Origin of the sequence: Streptomyces sp. NPDC007971, from assembly GCF_042958635.1 — a bacterium.
In the GTDB taxonomy this organism is placed as follows: Bacteria; Actinomycetota; Actinomycetes; order Streptomycetales; family Streptomycetaceae; genus Streptomyces.
In genome coordinates this window covers 121,053-137,596 of the sequence record NZ_JBIBJK010000025.1, presented here as the reverse complement: position 1 = coordinate 137,596, position 16,544 = coordinate 121,053, and the positions used below count along the sequence as shown (strand labels likewise).

14 protein-coding genes and 2 pseudogenes are annotated in these 16,544 nt (G+C 70.0%); 7 read left to right on the top strand and 9 right to left on the bottom strand.

Annotation, left to right across the window (positions count from 1 at the left end):
• Positions 1–6: 6 nt before the first annotated feature.
• Together ACFZCP_RS38840 and ACFZCP_RS38835 are read left to right on the top strand one after the other, a co-directional pair.
• Complete coding sequence (locus ACFZCP_RS38840) at positions 7–420, top strand: DUF4345 family protein (protein ID WP_391438745.1); 414 nt, start codon at positions 7–9, stop codon at positions 418–420.
• Positions 421–537: 117 nt separating this feature from the next.
• Positions 538–930 (top strand): PPOX class F420-dependent oxidoreductase, encoded by a 393-nt coding sequence (locus ACFZCP_RS38835; RefSeq protein ID WP_391438743.1) that lies wholly within the window; start codon positions 538–540, stop codon positions 928–930.
• A gap of 10 nt (positions 931–940) precedes the next feature.
• Here ACFZCP_RS38835 and ACFZCP_RS38830 read toward each other — a convergent pair.
• The 3 genes and pseudogenes from ACFZCP_RS38830 to ACFZCP_RS38820 all read right to left on the bottom strand — a co-directional run.
• Positions 941–1,147: pseudogene (locus ACFZCP_RS38830) on the bottom strand (hypothetical protein); the annotation flags it as partial.
• Positions 1,148–2,138: 991 nt separating this feature from the next.
• A complete protein-coding gene (locus ACFZCP_RS38825) occupies positions 2,139–2,366 on the bottom strand; it encodes a DUF6480 family protein (RefSeq protein WP_391438739.1) in 228 nt (75 codons plus the stop codon).
• Between the two features lie 678 nt (positions 2,367–3,044).
• Positions 3,045–3,581: a GNAT family N-acetyltransferase gene (locus ACFZCP_RS38820; RefSeq protein WP_391438737.1), complete on the bottom strand. Its 537-nt coding sequence runs from the start codon at positions 3,579–3,581 to the stop codon at positions 3,045–3,047.
• Between the two features lie 100 nt (positions 3,582–3,681).
• Between ACFZCP_RS38820 and ACFZCP_RS38815 the strand changes: the two are divergent.
• A pseudogene (locus tag ACFZCP_RS38815) lies at positions 3,682–3,827 on the top strand (IS5/IS1182 family transposase); the annotation flags it as partial.
• Positions 3,828–4,548: 721 nt separating this feature from the next.
• Here ACFZCP_RS38815 and ACFZCP_RS38810 read toward each other — a convergent pair.
• Both ACFZCP_RS38810 and ACFZCP_RS38805 read right to left on the bottom strand, forming a co-directional pair.
• On the bottom strand, positions 4,549–5,082 hold the full coding sequence (locus tag ACFZCP_RS38810; protein WP_391438732.1) for a GNAT family N-acetyltransferase: 534 nt from the start codon (positions 5,080–5,082) through the stop codon (positions 4,549–4,551).
• A 427-nt stretch (positions 5,083–5,509) separates the two neighbouring features.
• Positions 5,510–6,058 carry a GNAT family N-acetyltransferase gene (locus ACFZCP_RS38805; RefSeq protein WP_391438728.1) on the bottom strand — a complete coding sequence of 183 codons (549 nt, stop codon included), beginning with the start codon at positions 6,056–6,058 and terminating at the stop codon, positions 5,510–5,512.
• 825 nt (positions 6,059–6,883) lie between these two features.
• On the opposite strand from ACFZCP_RS38805, the gene ACFZCP_RS38800 reads away from it, so the two are divergent.
• Positions 6,884–7,351: a hypothetical protein gene (locus ACFZCP_RS38800; protein ID WP_391438723.1), complete on the top strand. Its 468-nt coding sequence runs from the start codon at positions 6,884–6,886 to the stop codon at positions 7,349–7,351.
• Between the two features lie 414 nt (positions 7,352–7,765).
• Here ACFZCP_RS38800 and ACFZCP_RS38795 read toward each other — a convergent pair whose 3' ends face one another.
• The gene (locus tag ACFZCP_RS38795; protein WP_391438721.1) at positions 7,766–8,035 is read right to left on the bottom strand and encodes a hypothetical protein; all 270 of its coding nucleotides are present in this window, start codon (positions 8,033–8,035) and stop codon (positions 7,766–7,768) included.
• 873 nt (positions 8,036–8,908) lie between these two features.
• Here ACFZCP_RS38795 and ACFZCP_RS38790 point away from each other — a divergent pair.
• Positions 8,909–9,262 carry a hypothetical protein gene (locus ACFZCP_RS38790; RefSeq protein ID WP_391438719.1) on the top strand — a complete coding sequence of 118 codons (354 nt, stop codon included), beginning with the start codon at positions 8,909–8,911 and terminating at the stop codon, positions 9,260–9,262.
• Positions 9,263–9,949: 687 nt separating this feature from the next.
• On the opposite strand, the gene ACFZCP_RS38785 is transcribed toward ACFZCP_RS38790, so the two are convergent.
• Positions 9,950–10,303, bottom strand: a complete 354-nt coding sequence (locus ACFZCP_RS38785) for a hypothetical protein (RefSeq protein WP_391438717.1) — start codon at positions 10,301–10,303, stop codon at positions 9,950–9,952.
• A gap of 732 nt (positions 10,304–11,035) precedes the next feature.
• On the bottom strand, positions 11,036–12,487 hold the full coding sequence (locus ACFZCP_RS38780; protein WP_391438714.1) for an amidase: 1,452 nt from the start codon (positions 12,485–12,487) through the stop codon (positions 11,036–11,038).
• A 539-nt stretch (positions 12,488–13,026) separates the two neighbouring features.
• Between ACFZCP_RS38780 and ACFZCP_RS38775 the strand changes: the two genes are divergently transcribed.
• Together ACFZCP_RS38775 and ACFZCP_RS38770 are read left to right on the top strand one after the other, a co-directional pair.
• The gene (locus ACFZCP_RS38775) at positions 13,027–13,557 is read left to right on the top strand and encodes a carbonic anhydrase (RefSeq protein ID WP_391438711.1); all 531 of its coding nucleotides are present in this window, start codon (positions 13,027–13,029) and stop codon (positions 13,555–13,557) included.
• A gap of 192 nt (positions 13,558–13,749) precedes the next feature.
• Positions 13,750–14,739 carry an MBL fold metallo-hydrolase gene (locus ACFZCP_RS38770; protein WP_391438709.1) on the top strand — a complete coding sequence of 330 codons (990 nt, stop codon included), beginning with the start codon at positions 13,750–13,752 and terminating at the stop codon, positions 14,737–14,739.
• A gap of 688 nt (positions 14,740–15,427) precedes the next feature.
• Here the strand turns inward: ACFZCP_RS38770 and ACFZCP_RS38765 are convergent.
• On the bottom strand, positions 15,428–16,240 hold the full coding sequence (locus ACFZCP_RS38765; RefSeq protein WP_391438822.1) for an SAM-dependent methyltransferase: 813 nt from the start codon (positions 16,238–16,240) through the stop codon (positions 15,428–15,430).
• Positions 16,241–16,544 lie beyond the last annotated feature (304 nt).

Here is a 16,544-nt window from a genome sequence, read left to right as displayed (position 1 = left end):
TGCACGATGGCCGCCCGTACCCCTCTCGCACCGGCCGACATCATCGTCCGTGTCTACCTGGTGACGGCCAATGCCATCGCGCTCGGAGGCGGCCTGGAGGAATGGGCGCGAGGAGCTCCGGCGGGCGGGGCGGACGCGGACCATCTGCACCGCTTCCTGGCGAGCGTCCACCTGGGCTGGGCTCCCCTGCTCTTCTGGGCGGCGGCAACGATCCGCAGGCAGGGAGTACTCGTCTGCTTCCTGGCCGTCCCGGTCTTCCTCGGGGGCATCGGGCGGGCGGTCTCCTTCGCCCAGGACGGCATGACCGGCCCGGCGGGAGTCTTCCTCGCCTCCGCCCTCCTGGATTTCCCCCTCCCGATCGTCATCATCTGGGCGCACTCCGCCGCTCTCGGATCCGGACGAGTGCCGGCCGCCGCGTGAGGCTCCGATCCGGGCGGCAGACCGGCATTCGGCCACGGCTACCTCCGAACTGACATCGAAGTACGCCGTCCAAGAGGCCACGGCCTCGAACCCCTTAGCGAGGAGCAGAAACGCATCATGAACGAAACGCTGCTGGAGCGGCTCGGCGCCGGCAAGTACCTGCTGGTCACCAGCTATCGCAAGAACGGCACCCCGGTCGCCACCCCTGTGTGGGTGGTACGCGACGGTGACACGCTGGGCGTGCGGACCCCCGCCGACTCCTGGAAGGTCAAGCGGATCCGGGCACGCGGCGACATCCTCATCGGTCCCTGCGACCTGCGCGGCAACCCGACGGGCGACCAGGTCCCGGCCACCGCCGATATCGCCGACGCGGCGACCAGCGCCCGCTACCGCTCACTCATCGCCCGCAAGTACGGCATCCTCGGCCGCCTCATGATCCTCGACAGCAAGCTGCGCCGGGGAGGGGACAGGACGCTGGGCATCCGTGTGCGGCTCGCCTCAAGCGGATGACATACCGCCAGCTCCACGCCTGGCAGGGCTCGTCGAGGAGCTGGAAGACCGGCTGGCCCCGGACCGGGTCCTTGACGGTGAACAGCCGCACCCGGCCCCGCTGTGGATGCCGATGGGCAGCCTGTGGCCCGACCACGTACGACACAGTCCTCGCCATCTCGACCAGGGACACATGGCGCGCGGCGGGCGTGCTGCGGTGCACCACCGTGGAGCCCCGACGACGATGATCTCGCCCGGCAGCAGCCTCCGATCACCACCGACAGCGGCATGAACCTCGGCGTCCCCCATCTCCGAGACCGATCGAACCCGGCCCGAGCCGCATGCATCGAGGCGATGCGCCGTCACTGCGACTCAGCACGCTACTTGTCGCTGACAGCGGTACCCGACGTGCGGTTCTCGGGTCAGGTCAGCACGACAGCCGTCGCTGAATCGGCGAGGTATCTGACGGCTGACGATCGTTCGGCAAGCAAGTTGTCGCCTACTCCGAAGAAGTCCACCGCCGGCGCGAGCCAGCCGCTTCGCCGATGGGGTGGACAGGTCACGCAGGGCATTGCCTTCACCGCCGACGCCGGGGGCCCTACTCACCCGGGGCCGCTGTGGTCCCATCGGTGCAGGTGGGAGGACATGTTGGTCCACGTCAGCGTGGCCGCAGGGCGCCAGGGTCTGGCCCGCGGCGGGGGGATGGACGCGCCGAGTCTTCCTCGTCCAGTGGCCGCAGGGCGGCTCCATGGGCGATGCCGCCGGCTTCCTCGGGATCAACCCCAAGGGAGGCCACTACGCTTCGTCCAGTGAGGTCTACCAGTGGTTCGACCAGCTCGGCACAGCCCAGTTCACCACCGCTCTACAGAAACCGGCCCAGGAATCGGATGCCACCCCCGGTCCAGTCGACTATCAACGTCGCCGCATGGCCCTGCAGGATTGGCGCCTGACTCCGGACCTCTGGCAGAAGATCACCGCGAACCTTCCGCCAGTTCCCGGCCCCTTCCAGCCGATCATGGACGACCGGAAGTGCCAGGAAGCATCAGCCTTCATCTGGGCCAAGGCCACTCAGGGCGAGCCCACCTCCGCGCCACGCCCGATCGAAGCCGCCCAACCCGAGCAGCTTCGCCGCACCTGGCTCCAGCGACGCGCCAGCACACGGTCCAAGCTCACTCGCCCAGACCCCACGGCCCACTACACCAGCAAGATCACGACCTGCAGCTGGAGTACTAGACCATCAAGGCCACCGCCATCGCGATCAGCCCGACCGCGATCAGCACCACCACCAGCATGATCAGTGTGAGGGGCATCAGTGCCCATCCCCTGCGCAGCTCAGGCTCGGGATAGGAGATGCCAGAGGTGGTACTCCCCTCAGCGGGAGGGGTTTCACCCGGGGGAATCCCGCCGCCCGGCTTGAGCCCGGCGGTCCGTCCCGGCCTGGCATAAGGGCTCGTCATGTGCCTGCTCCTCTCCGCTCTCCTGCCTGGCAGGCCAGGGCCTGCCGGCCGTGGGCGCCGATCGTCCCGTGAGGCCGTGGGCGCTTGCACACACCTGCTCGAGCCGGGCCTGAAGGATCCGCACGATCGCCCTGCGATCGGCGTGCCCGGTCTCGTACTCTGCGGCCGTCGAAGAACCGGTCCGTTGTCCTGGCCGTGTCATGGTCCTCACCTCTGCCACGACAGGGAAGGCATCCTCCGGGTTCCCGGCCCCTCGGCAAAGAAACGGCACACCACCTGCGGTCCTGCCGCGCCGGCCGGAGCCTGGCCTCTGATCGTCAGCAGATGTGAAAACATCCGGCAACGGCCGTCCGTGCCCGGCCGCCAGCACCCGGCCGGCGCCCGTGCCGATCCGCCGCCGGCCCCTGCTTCCAAGGCGGGGCGGGGGCACAGAACGCCGGGCCGCAAAGCCCTGGTCCCCGGCAGAGTCCTGTCGCCCGCCCGGTGGAGGCGGGGCAGGAAGTGAGGGCCGGGAGGCCGGGAAGCCGGGAAGCCGGGAACCCAGGAAGCCAGGAAGCCGGGAACCCAGGAAGCCGGGAACCCAGGAAGCCAGGAAGCCGGGAAGGCCCGGCCGCTCGCGCGGCGGGTCCGCTCCGGCTCAGGAACCAAAGACCCGTCCGGCCGGTCACCGTATGGTGCTCACCCCGGTTCGCCGCCGGACCGCTCCGCGCGGAGCATGGAGAAGATCACCTGATCGTGCCACCGGCCGCCGCGCCACTGAGCGGAGCGCAGCACTCCCTCCCGGACGAAGCCCGCCTTCTCCAACGCACGCTGCTCGGCGAGGTTGGCGCAGTCCGTCCAGGCCTGGAGCCGTTCGGCCCTGGTGTGGTCGAAGAGGTACTCGGCCAGCAGCCGCTGGGCCCGGGTGCCTATGCCGCGGCCGTGCGCGGCCGGCACCAGGCCGATCGCCAGGGTCCAGCAGGTGGAGGTGGCGGGCCGCCCCCAGGTGCTGGCGAACCACTCGACGCGGCCCACCGTCCGGCCCGACTCCGCAACCGAAAGCACACCGCCGTCGGGGCCGAGCAGGCCGGTCTGCTCGAACTGCCGGCGCAGACCGGCCGGCGAACCGAAGCCGAACCACTGGTACTCGCCAGTCCCCTCCGGCCCGCTGAACTCGCGCTCGAACAGGTCGAGATCGCCAGCGGTCACCGGGCGCAGCGTGATCTCCTCGGACATGGAACGACTCCTGATCCTCTCGGCCACAGGGTTCGACCTCGAATGGCCGGCATGGACAACGGCGTCCGACTCTTGCACACATCCCGCCGCGCCCCCGGCAGTCGGCCGTCCGGGCGGCGGGCATCCTCGCACCGGCCCGGCCATCCAGGCGGCGACAAGACGCACTCCTCCCGCCACAACCGCCGCTGCCTGGGCAGACGGCAGATCAAGCACACCATCCCCGAACCCAGGAACCGTCGCAGCGATCCGGCTCCGGCTTGAGGAGCAGATCCATCATCCCGGCGCACGGAGGTGACGGTCACCGATACCCGAAGTGATCCTTGTTCGCGGTATGCGCCTTCAGGATTGCGCAGGAGGCATGCACAACGCACCGACAACATCCGGGAGTTGAGAGTGGCGCGCGACGTTGCCGCGTCGGCCGCGGAACTCACGGACACGGCTGCGGCGGATCACCACTCCTCTGTCCGTGCGGACAGCGGCAACCCTGCCGGGCAGCCGGCCCGGCGGCGGCTGACCACACACCACGGTGCCGGCCCGGCGAGAGCATGGACGAGTACGGCCGGCCGACACAGGAACTGGCCGGCGAGGAAGCCCGCCCCTGCAGGCCTCAACGGCAGCTGACGGGCACTGACCGCACCGTAGATCTGCTTGCAGCCCTCATGGACCAGCGTGCAGCCGCGCAGGAAAGACCAACCAGCTGATGCCGGACTTCATGAAGTCCACCGAGCACGGCCTGCCGGTGCCCCACAAGACCCGCACGCACCCTCCGGGCACCGCCGCTGCCGAGGCCACGGCCGCGGGCGACGAAGCCTTCCCCGGGAACCGCCTGCCGGTACCCGGCGCGGCCGGCACACCGGCCAGGGACTGCAGGCAAGGGATCCGGCATCCACGCCGCGCAGGTCTCACCTGGGGGCCAGCCGTACGGACAGCAGCCGGCTGTCCTGTGACGAGCGGCGGCCCGGCCGGCTCACGCCTGGAACTCGGTGAGATCGAGGGTGTGAACGCGCAGCGGCCAGCCGTGCACCGGGTGCACCGTCTCCCGCTCCGGGGCCATGCCGAGCTTGCGGACGACGTTTCCGGAGGCGTCGTCCCCCACCCGGCTGATGCTGATGACGCGGTCGAGACCGCGGTCCTGGAGCGCGAACTCCAGCGTGGCATGGGCGGCTTCGGACGCGTATCCCTGACCCCAGAACTGTGAGCCGAGCCGCCAGCTGATCGCCACCGCGGGCAGTACCTGCGGCAGGAACCCGGGCACGGACAGCCCCGTGAAGCCGGCCAGCTCACCCGAAGCCAGCAGCTCGACGGCGAAAAGCCCAAAGCCCTCCTCGTCCCATTCCTCCTCCCACCGCTCGATGGCTCGTGCCGTGTGGTCCAGGCCGCGCACCGAGCCGTCGCCGATCCAGCGCATGACCCGCGGGTCCGCGTTGATGTCCGCCATGGGCGCAAGGTCGTCGTCATGCCAGCGACGCAGGAGAAGGCGGGGGGTACGGATCTCGGTCATGAGCCCATCCTGCCGAAGGTAACGGCCTCACCGAAAATCGGCGCCGGCCCGGGCCGCCGCTCCAGGACGGCCCCGACCCCGGATTTCCGGGGACCGCCGACAGAACCGGATTCAGCAGGAGCCCCGTCAGCGAAGCCGCAGTGCGGTGGACCGTGGCCGTGGCCCCGTCCGGGCTCGCGCAAAGGCCGACGGTGTCACATGCTGCCGTCCCGGCGGCGCGCACCGGGAACGTCGTACGCTCATGGCGCACCGCCATCGGCGGCCCGGCACGCACCGGCACACGTCCTTCCCAGCGCGGCGAGCCACGGGCATGCGCGCCCGCGGAGGATGGCTGTTCGGCAGGCAGAACCCGTCTCTGAACCTCGATCGGTCTCCTCGCGCCCGCCCGGCTTCACCGCGGTGAGTGCGGACAGCGCCGAGCACGACCTCAGCCGGACAGCACGACCGGGGACCACATGCCGAACCACTGCTCGGCGCCGTAGGCCTCATACCGCTCGACCTCGGTGAACCCCAGCTTCGCCGCGAGGCGCATCGAGCGCTCGTTGGCGGTCTGGGTGGTGAGCACCACCGGCTCGCCGGGCAGCGCTCCGGCGCACCAGCCGAGTGCCGCCGCGCACGCCTCCGCGGCGTACCCGTGCCCCCACGAGTGCGGCAGGAACATGTAGCCGAGCTCGGCCTCCGAGGCCCCGGGGCGGACGTGGACCGGATGCTCCGGGTCGCGCCGGTCGAGCGTGACGATCCCGATCATCGCCCCGTCGAGATCGACCACGAAGAGGCCAGGGCGCCGCTTCGGCGCCTCGGGCACCACACGCTCGAACTCCTCACGCTGTCGGGGGCCACCGATGTAGGTGCTCACCTCAGGCGAGGTGAACAGCTCGATGACCGCCGCACGGTCCCGGGCCTCCGGCTCACGGAGCACGAGCCTCCCGGTCCTGATCGGGGCGGGCGGCCAGGCGACGGGGCCGAACTCAGTCATGCCGGCCAGCCAATCAGCAGGCGCGGTAGCGATCAAGACTCGCGGACCGATCAACCAACCTGCCGGGGCCCCTCCTTCTTCTCTCGCATCCCCTCCAACGAGCCACAAGCCGCGCTACTTCGCCCTGCGGGTTCAAGGATGGGTTCTCAGCTCCAGCGCCTGCAGCTCGGTGCGCGGGACCGCGACGCAGAGACCCGGGCGGTACCTCCACCACGGGCCGCCCCTCGTGGGCGAAGAGGACCAGCAGCCCGGGCGCGGCCGGCTCGTGCGCGGCCAGGCCGTACACGGGGCGCCCGGCAGGGCGTGCGGTAGGGCGCACGGTGAGCAGCCGGGCGGTGCGGACGCGGCGGCGATAACAGCCCGGTCGTGGCGCAGCGGCACGCGCGGGATGCCCCCCTCCCCCGGCTGAAGCGGCAGCAAGGACGCGGCCGGGACCGGCGGCCGGCGGCCGGCGGCCGGGGACGACGGCCAGAGGGCGTGAGGGCGGCAGGCTAACGGCCGTGAGGCCGGCGGGCGTGAAGCCGGCGGGCGTGAGGGCGGTGCGGAGGCGGTCGACGGGTTCTGGGCCGCGCCCGGTGCGAGCCTCGGTGATGCCGGTGCAGCGCGCAGCGAGCGCGGCCTTGACGATCTGCCCGTTCAGGACAGGTCCGCGACGCCGGCCACGCCGGACGAGGCCAAGGCGCTGGCGGCTTCGGCGAGCAGGTGACAGCACGCCTCCTGGCCGGCACATGACACCTGTCACACGGTATACGTGACCCGTGGCCCTGCCCCGTGTGCCCCTGGCCCGGGCACACTGACGATCACGACACCGACCACGGGGGCAACATGAACATCCTGAGCAGGAATGCCGCGCAGGCCGAAACGACCGGCACCAGCGCCCCGGCACCCGCCGACTACCGGCTCCCGCTCTGGTTCTTCGCCCTCGAAGGCGTCCTGGCAGCCGCCTTCGACATCTTCAAGGCCTTCCCAGCGGCGTGGCCCGTACTGCTGCTCCTGCTGGCCGCGAACATCACCATCTCCCTGACGATGATGCGCAAGCGCCTGGGACTCGCCAAGGCACTGTGGCGCGGCAGGGAAACCCGCAAGATCGCCCTCGGGCTCATCGCCCTGCGGATCGCCGGCCACTTCGCCATGAACGCCCTGGGCCTGGCCGTCACCTCCACCCTCGGCCACGCACTCTTCGCCCTCGCCATGGGCGCCCTCACCATCGGCCTGCTCGCCTACTCCCAGCACACCGCCATCCGCGCCCTCACCAACACCGTCCCGCCCGCACCCGCCGGCCCGGCAACATGAACCGGGGCGCGCTGCGCCCCACCCCGGACCGCAAGCCGAGGAAGCAGAGGAAGCAGTCGAACCGCGGCCCCACGACGACCGCGCGACAGCCCGCCGCACCCTTGGCGGCAACCCTCGCCCCTGCGCCCAGATCCGCACCCCCCCACCTACCCGGCTCCCCGCCCCAGGCCCGCCCGCTCGACCAAGAGCAGCAGCTCGTGAAGCCGTTCCGCGAGGAGCGCCGGTGTGGTGACTGAGCGCCGTAGGCGAACCTCGACGATCCGGACCGAGGTGAACACCTCCATCTGTCGCGGCATCCACGACCGGATGAGCGCGGCCGAGCGGGCTGCGCTGATGCGCCTGCCGGACGAGGGCGAGGGCGACGGGACGACGCAGTTCCCCTGCCTGCTGCCGCCTTCTCCAGCGCGATATTGGTCAGGCCGGCGGGCCGGTTCCTCGCCGCGGCCGCCTTACGGACCGCCGCCTCGGCGATCCGCCGTGCCTGGCCTTCAGCGCCGGCAGCAACACCAGTTGATGGCCGTCGCAGTCCATCCGCTCGGCGGCCCACGCTGCTTCCTGCCGCGTCGGCGCGAAGAACAAGTGCAGCTCATGCACGGTGATCAGCTGCTTGAAGCGCGGGTACGCGGTCCACTCGATCGAGGTCACAATCCCGCCCCAGGCCCAGATACCAGTCAGGATCACCACCAACGACTCCTGGCCGAATGGGTGACGGCCCCAACGGGCCGGACACCAAGATCAAGAACTTGCGGCTTGGGGACTTGCCTCGGCGCTACCCCGAGATACGGCCGATGGCAGCAGACTCTTGAGCGAGCTTCCTGACCTCGTCCACGAGCACGCCCGCCCGTACGCCGTTGAGGGCTTCGCGCTGCTTGTTTGTGGTGGCCAGCCAACCGCCTGTGTACCTCACCACCGCCTCAAGGCTTCCAGCGCGGTACACCATGCGGCCGAGGGCGGCTCCGATCGCGGTCAGGCCGTCGGGATGTCGCCCGGGCCGGTCGTCAATGACCGCCAGACTTCCACGGAGCCCCCAGCGAGAGCGCAGGGACCCTGCGCGCAGGCATGTCCGGCGCCACTCGTGTGGATGTGGGGTATCGATTCCCCGGCCTCTTGTCCGGTGACCGGTGCATCCGGGTCGTTCGGTGACCGGCCGTCCTGGCCGTAGCCCCGGACGGCGGACACGTGTCCGAGCGGTGCATCGGGCTGCGGAATGCGGGGGCTTTTACCGAACATGCCGCGGCATGTCAAGCTACGAGATGCCGGGTCGTGACGCGAATCATCTGCCAGGGCTTACTTGAGGCATGGGATCGCACCGATAAGACCCAGAGAAACCGGCAGGAAACGGTCTGGGTGGCGCGATTTGCGGGACATTTCCCGCGTCCGAAGACCCATGGAAATGGCGGGTCGTACGGAATCCATCAATCCCATTCCACAAAAAGGAGTATTCCCATGTCTCACACGACTCGCACCCGACGCCTTACGATGCTGGCCGCCTCGACCGCCCTCGCTGTAGGCGGAGCACTGGTACCTGCGAGTGCATTCGCTGCTGCACCGCACACCGTGGCGACCAGCTCAGCGACTGTCCGTCACGCCGCACCTGCCGACGACCACCATGGTGGGGGCGGCAACCATGACTCCGGTGGTGGTAGCTGGGGCGGCGGCCACGGCTCCGGCGGCTGGGGCGGCGGTCACAGCTCGGGCGGCGGCTGGGGCGGACGCGGCTCGCACGGTGACGGCGGCTGGGGCGGCGGCCGCGGCTCGGGCGGCGGATCGCATCCGCCGCCGGCCCCGTCCCCGGCGCCGGCGCCTGCGCCGCTGCCGATCCCGCTGCCGAAGATTCCGCTGCCGATCCCGCTGCCGCCGCTGCCGAAGATTCCGCTGTCGTTCCCCCTCCCCCTCCCCTTCCCCCTCTGATACCGCAGAAAGGACACACCGACCGACCCGGTGCATTGCCGGAAATCCAGGGGCGGGCGTTCATCAGAACGCCCGCCCCTGTTCCACGTCCGGGCTCAGGCAGGCGCATCCACCCGCTCGACACCGATGGCCTTGGAAAATTGCAGGTTCTGGCAGGCGCCGGTGCCCGGTCCGGCGGTGAAAGAACACCACCTGCTCGTCACGGTCCGGGACGGTCGACCGTAACGAAGTTCTCCGCCGTCACGGCCGACGAGTCCGAGCCTGGATCTCGGCGGCCTTGTGGGACTGGAGGAACCGGTGGAATCCCTGGCACAGAGGTCGAGCCCGGGGTGTTCCTGAGCAAGCAGCAAGAGCAGGCGGGCAAGGCTCACCAGCGACAGGGTCGCCGGCCTCGGACCGGAACGGGCGGCGCAGGAGGGCGCTCGTACCGTCCGGGCGCCAAGGAGTCGTCTCCCGGCGCCCGAGCCCTTCTGTCAGGCGTCCTGGAGGTCCTGAAGGTCCGGGAAGCCTCGGGCGACGTACTCGTCCGCGTGGGCCCGCTTCACGGCGTGGTCCTTCTGAAGGCGCTGAGGTCATCACGCATGACCCTCGCGGTCCTCCCTGGACATCTGCTCGGTCATAGGCGCGGCGCTGTCGCTCAGGACCGCGGCCGGGGACGAATGCACATCGGCGTCGGCGCGTCGCGCCTCAGCCCGCGTGCGGCCCGTCAACGGTGAGCTCGCCGTCGGGTGCCAGGGTGAACCAAACGCCCTCCATCACGGTCGTCGTGGTGGCCGAGGTGCCGTAGGCCTTCAGTGTGAAGTCGTCCGCCTTGCCGTAGTGCCCGTCCGCCTCGGCGGCGTTGCTCCAGGAGTTGACCCGCACCCACACCGACCAGTAGGGCACCCGCTTTTCTCTCCACGGCCCCCAGCTGTCCTGCGGGAGCAGCCCTGCGCCTGGGCCCGAGAACAGGTACCAGCCGACAAGGCCGAGCAGGGCCACGGCGGTCGCAGCCTTGAGCTGCAGCGCGGTCGGCCTGCGGGGAACGCGGATGACGGGCACGGGAGGTCCTTCCGGTCGGGTCGAGCTCTGTCGGAGTCGAAGACGGTTCTGCGCCGGGCCGCGCTCCGTTTAGCCACCGCTTGCCGGCCCAGGCACACAACCGAGCGACACGGCCACCTGTCACAGAACGTCACAGATGAGTCGATCCGAAACAGCTTCCGATCCCGCAGGGCTCGTGGTGTGTCCGGCGGCCGGCCACACGGTCATCGTGGACTGCGGGAGCCAGCCGGGTGCGGTCCTGAATGTCTGATGACCCGTAAGGGCTGGTGGAGAGCGGCGTCCCGGCCAGCGCCTTCGCCGCCTCCCCGCCCGCCCACGCCACGTCCAGGCAGCGTTCCACGGTCCGCGCGGCCACGGCGCCTCCACCATCAGCACCACCACCACGACCGAAACCACCACCAAGAACCGCCACAGCACCACAACCACCAAGTCCACCGAGACGACCACCACCACCAAGTCCCGACACGGCACCACCATCACGACCACCACCACCCAGACGACCACCACCAAGGGACGCCACAAGTTCCACCCCCACGACCAGAACATCACGGGCAACGGCTCCCTCAACAGCCAGTAGCGACCAGCAGCGGCCAGTAACACAGAGCGAAACAGGCCGGCGGACGGCGACGGAAGCATGCACTTCCGTCACCGCCCACCAGCTGTCACGGATACGGCCGTCGGGAGCTCGTCGTGATCCGCGCCCCGCCCTCGGCCGGCACCCGGTGGTGCGCTCTACTTCGGTGCCCGGAAGCCGCCGATCTGCTGCTCGAGGAGTTCGGCCAGGCGCAGCGGGGTGCGGTCCTCGAACATCGGACCGATGAGCTGTACCCCCACCGGCAGACCCCCGGGCGACCGGCCCGCTGGAACAGCGGTGGCGGGTAGGCCGGGCATGGTGGCCACACCGGCCCAGACCAGCTGGTCGAAGTACGGGTACCCCACGCCGTCGATGTCGATCCGTCGCTCTTCCGCATCGGGGTTGTGGTCGTGTGGGAACGCAGGAGTGGGCGTGACCGGGCACACCACGGCGTCGAACCGGGAAAAGAGCTGCCGCCATCCGTGGCGGTGGAGCTCACGCCGGCCATTCGCCTCGAGCCAGTCGCGGTGGCTGAACACCGTGCCGCGCAGCCGCGCAGCCGCCAGACTCCGGTCGTCTGCACCCAGCCCGGCGGCGCGCGTCCGCAGCTGCTCGTACACTTCGGCGGGAATACGCGCACTGAAGCCCGAGCACAGCAACTGCGTGTAGAGCATTGCGGCTTCGGTCAGATCGGGCAGCAGCGGACTGTGCCGCTCGACGCGGGCACCGGCGCCGGCAAGCGCGTCGGCCACCCGGTTCACACCGGCCCGCACGGCGGACCCGGTCGCAATGAGCGGATGCTCCTCCAGGACCAGGACCCGGAAATCGCAGAGCCGCTCATGGCGCGAGGGCGGCAGCCTCACCTCGTGCGCCACACCGAGCGTCAGCGGATCCGGCCCCGCCATGACGTCGAGCAGGAGTACAAGGTCACGGGCAGAGCGCGCCATCGGGCCGACAACGGCAAGGTCCGGCTCGCCAGGCAACGCCGGCACCCGCGGCGGCACCATGCCACGGCTCGCCGCCAGCCCCAGGGTCGGCTTGTGCGCGTAGACACCGCAGAAATGCGCCGGGGTGCGCAACGAACCGGCAATGTCGGAGCCGATGGACAGCGCACCGAATCCCGACGCCAGAGCGGCCGCCGATCCCCCGGAGGACCCGCCCGGTGTACGGCCGCGATCCCACGGATTGTTCGTCGTGCCGTAGACCTCGTTGAAACTCTGCACATCCTGCAGCCCCACCGGCACATTCGTTTTGCCCAGAACCACCGCGCCCGCCGCCCGGAGCCGCGACACCTGCACCGCATCCCGGACCGGGACATAGTCCCGGTACGCCGGCAAACCCCAGGTCGTCGGCAAACCGGCCATGTCGAAGGACTCCTTGACCGTAACCGGTATCCCTAGCAGCGGCCCGTCCCCACCACGCGCCCGCGCCCGGTCAGCATCACGCGCGGCCGCGCGCGCACGCTCGAAATCCGGCACACAGACCGCGTTCACCGCCTCGTCGACCCGCTCGATACGGGCGATCGCCTCGGCCGTCAGTTCCACCGACGACACTTCACGGGCACGCAAAGCAGCCACAAGTTGCCCGGCCGTCTCGAAAATCCACTCCATGAATCCGACCGTAACGGCCCGCCCAACAAGCCATGAAAAACCGGTTCACGCAACAGGGCGGATGCCTTCCGCACCCGTGACATTCCTCAACGCCCCCAACAGTCCACCCAGCCACTGACGACAGCGACACACAGGCCACCCGGCCGCCCGCGACAGCAACACACAGCAAGACCGCCACCGGCCGGCCCGGGACCACAATCAGCGCCTACCCACGAATACACAAGGGCCCCGCCGGACACCCACATCCACACCCACCCCATTCCCGAAACCGCCAAGCAACCTCAACTTTGCGGCGAGTCGCAATCTCGAATCGCTATCGGCTCATCTCACAAGGTGCAAGTCGGGTTACTCGGGTGCGGCTCGCACCTCGGCGCCGACTCGCCGTGTCGGTCATACAGGGCGTTGACCTGCATGATCACGATTTGCCGCAAAGTCGAGTGGCATGCGAGGCAGTGGCGGGCCAAGATGGGCGGCAACTGGAGGTCGCCGTCGGCGTCACCGGTGGTCCAGTCTCAGAGCAACAAGGGGTTACGGTCACAGTGATCGACACGGACGAGCTGGCCAAGCGGAACGCCGGGTTCGCCGACGGCGGATCATTCGCCACCCTCAAGCTTATGCCCAGCGGCAGTCTGACGGTCATCGGATGCGTCGACCCTCGTGTCGACCCGTCCGATGTGCTCGGGCTCAGGCTCGGCGAGGCAGCGGTGATCCGCAACGTCGGAGGGCGGGTCACGCCCGCGACACTCCGCACGCTGGAGATGCTCTCGAAGGTCGTGCAGGCCCGCACGGGCGGCCCTCGCCCGGGCGACGTCCACTATGCGGTCCTGCACCACACCGACTGCGGGATCACGGACCTGGCCGCATTCCCCGAGCTGCTGGCCGATTACTTCGAAGTCCCGGCCGGAGACCTGGACGCCAAGGCGGTCACCGACCCGGTCGCCGCCGTCCGCATCGACGTCGAAATCCTCAAGCGGAAGCTTCCGGCCCAAGTCTTCGTCTCAGGGCTCGTGTACGACGTGGCCACCGGGCTCATCGACGTCGTCGTCCCGCCCGCGCGAGAGCAAGCATGACACCGCGCGGCGCCTGCGGCCGGTCCGGCCGACGCAACCGCCGTGGGCCTGCGGCTTGTGCCGGGACCTGCTTCCCTGGCCGGCCGTATCGGCGGGGAGGCGATTTCTAGCATGTGCGACGATCACGGGCACTCGTCGGCCGAGGCGGCGTGGTCAGCGCCTCGCGTCGTGCAGGGACCGGCTGTTGACCCGGTGACACTTCCCGAGGTCGACGAGGTCAGGGTCACGACGATGGTCGACAACACCTACGACGCCCTGCTGGCCTCTGCCGAAGGCGTCACCCGGGCGTCGTTGGGCGCCGGGCGGACCGCCGCGCGGCAGTTCACCGGCGGCGAGGCCCTCGCGGGGCTGCGTGCCGAGCACGGCTTCTCCGCCCTGGTCACCGTCCACAGCGGGAACGCGAGCAGCACGCTGCTGTTCGACACCGGCGCATCGCCGGACGGGCTAGCGGTGAACGCCGAGCGTCTTGGCATCGACGCCAGCGACCTGCAGGGCGTCGTGCTCAGCCACGGACACTTCGACCACGCCGGCGGTTTCGACGGCCTGGCCCGGCTGCGCGGACGCTCCGGCCTGCCGCTGACCGTCCACCCCGCAGTCTGGACCCGCCGCCGCCTGGAACTGCCCTCAGGCCAGGGCCTGGAGATGCCCACGCTGTCACGAGGCGCCCTGGAACGCGAAGGGTTCGAGGTAATCGAGCGCCGGCAGCCGTCGCTGCTGGCCGGCGGCATCCTGATCACCGGCGAGGTGGACCGCGTCACCGAGTTCGAGCACGGCATGCCGCAGGCACACCAGGCCTGGGACGGGAACAGCTGGCGACACGACCCCACCGTCATCGACGACCAGGCACTCGTCATCAACGTGCGTGGCCGCGGACTCGTCATCATCACCGGCTGCGGCCACGCCGGAGTGGTCAACATCATCCGGCACGCCATGAGGCTGACCGGCGTCAGCAGACTGCTGGCCCTCATCGGCGGCTTCCACCTGAGCGGCCCCGCTTTCGAGCCGGTCATCGGCCCGACGGTAGCCGCGCTCACCGAACTCGCACCCGAGCTGATCGTCCCCGGTCACTGCACCGGCTGGCGCGCCCAGCACACCCTCGCCGCAGCCCTCCCGGACGCGTGGGTGCAGACCAGCGTCGGAACCACCTACACACTCAGCGCCCCACAGGCGGGCGAAGCCTGATCCCCGCTCAGCAGTCCCGGCTCGACCGGTGCACCAGGAAGCGCAGCATCGGCGGTACGTGAACGGGCTTCCGTCGCCCCGGACGGCCCCCCGGGGCGGCGGAAGCCCGTCGGCCCCCGAGCCTGCCGAGAACCGGGATCAGGGACGAGGTCGGCAGGCTCTCGTCCGGGTGAGTCCGGGCTGACGAGTGAACGGCCGGGCCGGATGTGAAGAACCATCGGCGGTGCTGATCCACGGCCTCGATGTGAGGAACAGCCGCTGACGGTTCCGGGGATGACGCCACCGGCGTCGTTTGTGCCGGTCCTGCAGGCCACCCGGCCAAGGTTCACCAAGGACTCGTTCGAGACGTTCTGCCACCCGGTGGCCGGGATGGTCGCACAGACAGGCAGACAGGCAGACAGGCAGACGGACAGACGGACGGTCACCGGGATACTGACCGGGCCGGGGCTGTCACGACTGTGGCCGCACCGCACGGCGGCTGCCCTTCATCGCGCGGGCGCCCCAGGATCCCGACCCGCCCGGCCTGCGGCCGGCCCGCGCGGTCGTTGGGGGGATCTGGACGAAGAAGAACGGCTACCGCTTCTGCACCGGCACCGTCGAACTCCAGGCATCGAACTGGCCGCGCATGGACCTGGCTCCCCTCATCAGGCACCCTTGGAATCGATCATCCAAGGAACCATGAGGCGCACTACCGGCGGACCGCCGAGATCAGTCCGCCGGGCCGCTCCTCGCGCTGCGGCGGGGTGCTGATCGGGCGGCCATAGGCGGCAGCGCACTCGCGCAGGGTGTGGCTGTCGGCCTCCCAGCCTTGCCCGGCCAGCCAGCCCACCGGGTCGTCGGGCATCTCCGAGACCCACAAGGACGCTGCCGATCCCGGCACGGCGTCCGCGCCGAAGCGCTCGATCACGCCGCGCGAGCCCAACGTCAGCCCCATCCGACTGCCTGCCGCCGACTGCGCGCCCATCCGGGCCAACAGCAACTCCACCGCGTCCTCGGGCAGATAGATCAGCAGTCCTTCGGCGATCCACACGGTCGGCAAGGCCGGGTCGTGCCCTGCGGCGGCCAGCGCGGCTGGCCAGTCCTCACGCAGATCCACCGCGACGGTGATCCGCTCGCAGCGCGCGACGGCCCGTTCCTGGCGCAGCACCGAAGTTTTGAAGTCCAGTGGCGCGGCGGTGTCGACCTCGAACAGCCGGGTGCCCTCGGGCCAGTCCATCCGGAAGGCCCGGCTGTCCATGCCGGCGCCGAGCAGCACGACCTGCCGGACCCCGGACGCGGAGGCCTGCTGCAACAGGTCGTCGAGGAACTTCGTCCTGATGACGATGGAGAACGACACGGCCAGCCGGCGACGTCGCGCGGCCTCGTCATCGGGCGGCGGCGAGGAGGGCCACAGGCCGCCGGCGGCGGCGAAGGCCTGTGCCAGTGGGTCGCGGAACAGCGCGTCCTCCCGCTCGGTCTCCAGTGCCCGCACCCTGGCCACCCCGACCGCCGTGGCCCACACTCCCGACGGCTGCACCCGCTCCTGCTCATCAGTCACCGCGCCAGCCTAGATGATCGATTCCAAGGGGGCCCGATGAGTGGCGCCAGGTTCATGCGCGGCCAGCCAGTCATGCGCGCACTGACCGCCTACGACCACTCAACCCCTTGGAATCGATAATCTCAATCCGTCACACCATCGATCACGTCGGCTCACCGAGTCGCCCACCAGCCCACCATCGGTCCCAGATCAGAAACCGCACTTACCTTGTCGTTTACCCCTTGAGGGTTGGCGGGATCCTCGAACACGACGTCCGCCGACGTCTCAC

Bases quoted from the DNA above. Each gene is read 5' to 3' on its own strand.
- ACFZCP_RS38835 (WP_391438743.1), top strand. From the start codon at position 538: ATGAACGAAACGCTGCTGGAGCGGCTCGGCGCCGGCAAGTACCTGCTG.
- ACFZCP_RS38780 (WP_391438714.1), bottom strand. From the start codon at position 12,487: ATGGAGTGGATTTTCGAGACGGCCGGGCAACTTGTGGCTGCTTTGCGT.
- ACFZCP_RS38800 (WP_391438723.1), top strand. From the start codon at position 6,884: ATGAACATCCTGAGCAGGAATGCCGCGCAGGCCGAAACGACCGGCACC.
- ACFZCP_RS38825 (WP_391438739.1), bottom strand. From the start codon at position 2,366: ATGACGAGCCCTTATGCCAGGCCGGGACGGACCGCCGGGCTCAAGCCG.
- ACFZCP_RS38820 (WP_391438737.1), bottom strand. From the start codon at position 3,581: ATGTCCGAGGAGATCACGCTGCGCCCGGTGACCGCTGGCGATCTCGAC.
- ACFZCP_RS38810 (WP_391438732.1), bottom strand. From the start codon at position 5,082: ATGACCGAGATCCGTACCCCCCGCCTTCTCCTGCGTCGCTGGCATGAC.
- ACFZCP_RS38805 (WP_391438728.1), bottom strand. From the start codon at position 6,058: ATGACTGAGTTCGGCCCCGTCGCCTGGCCGCCCGCCCCGATCAGGACC.
- ACFZCP_RS38840 (WP_391438745.1), top strand. From the start codon at position 7: ATGGCCGCCCGTACCCCTCTCGCACCGGCCGACATCATCGTCCGTGTC.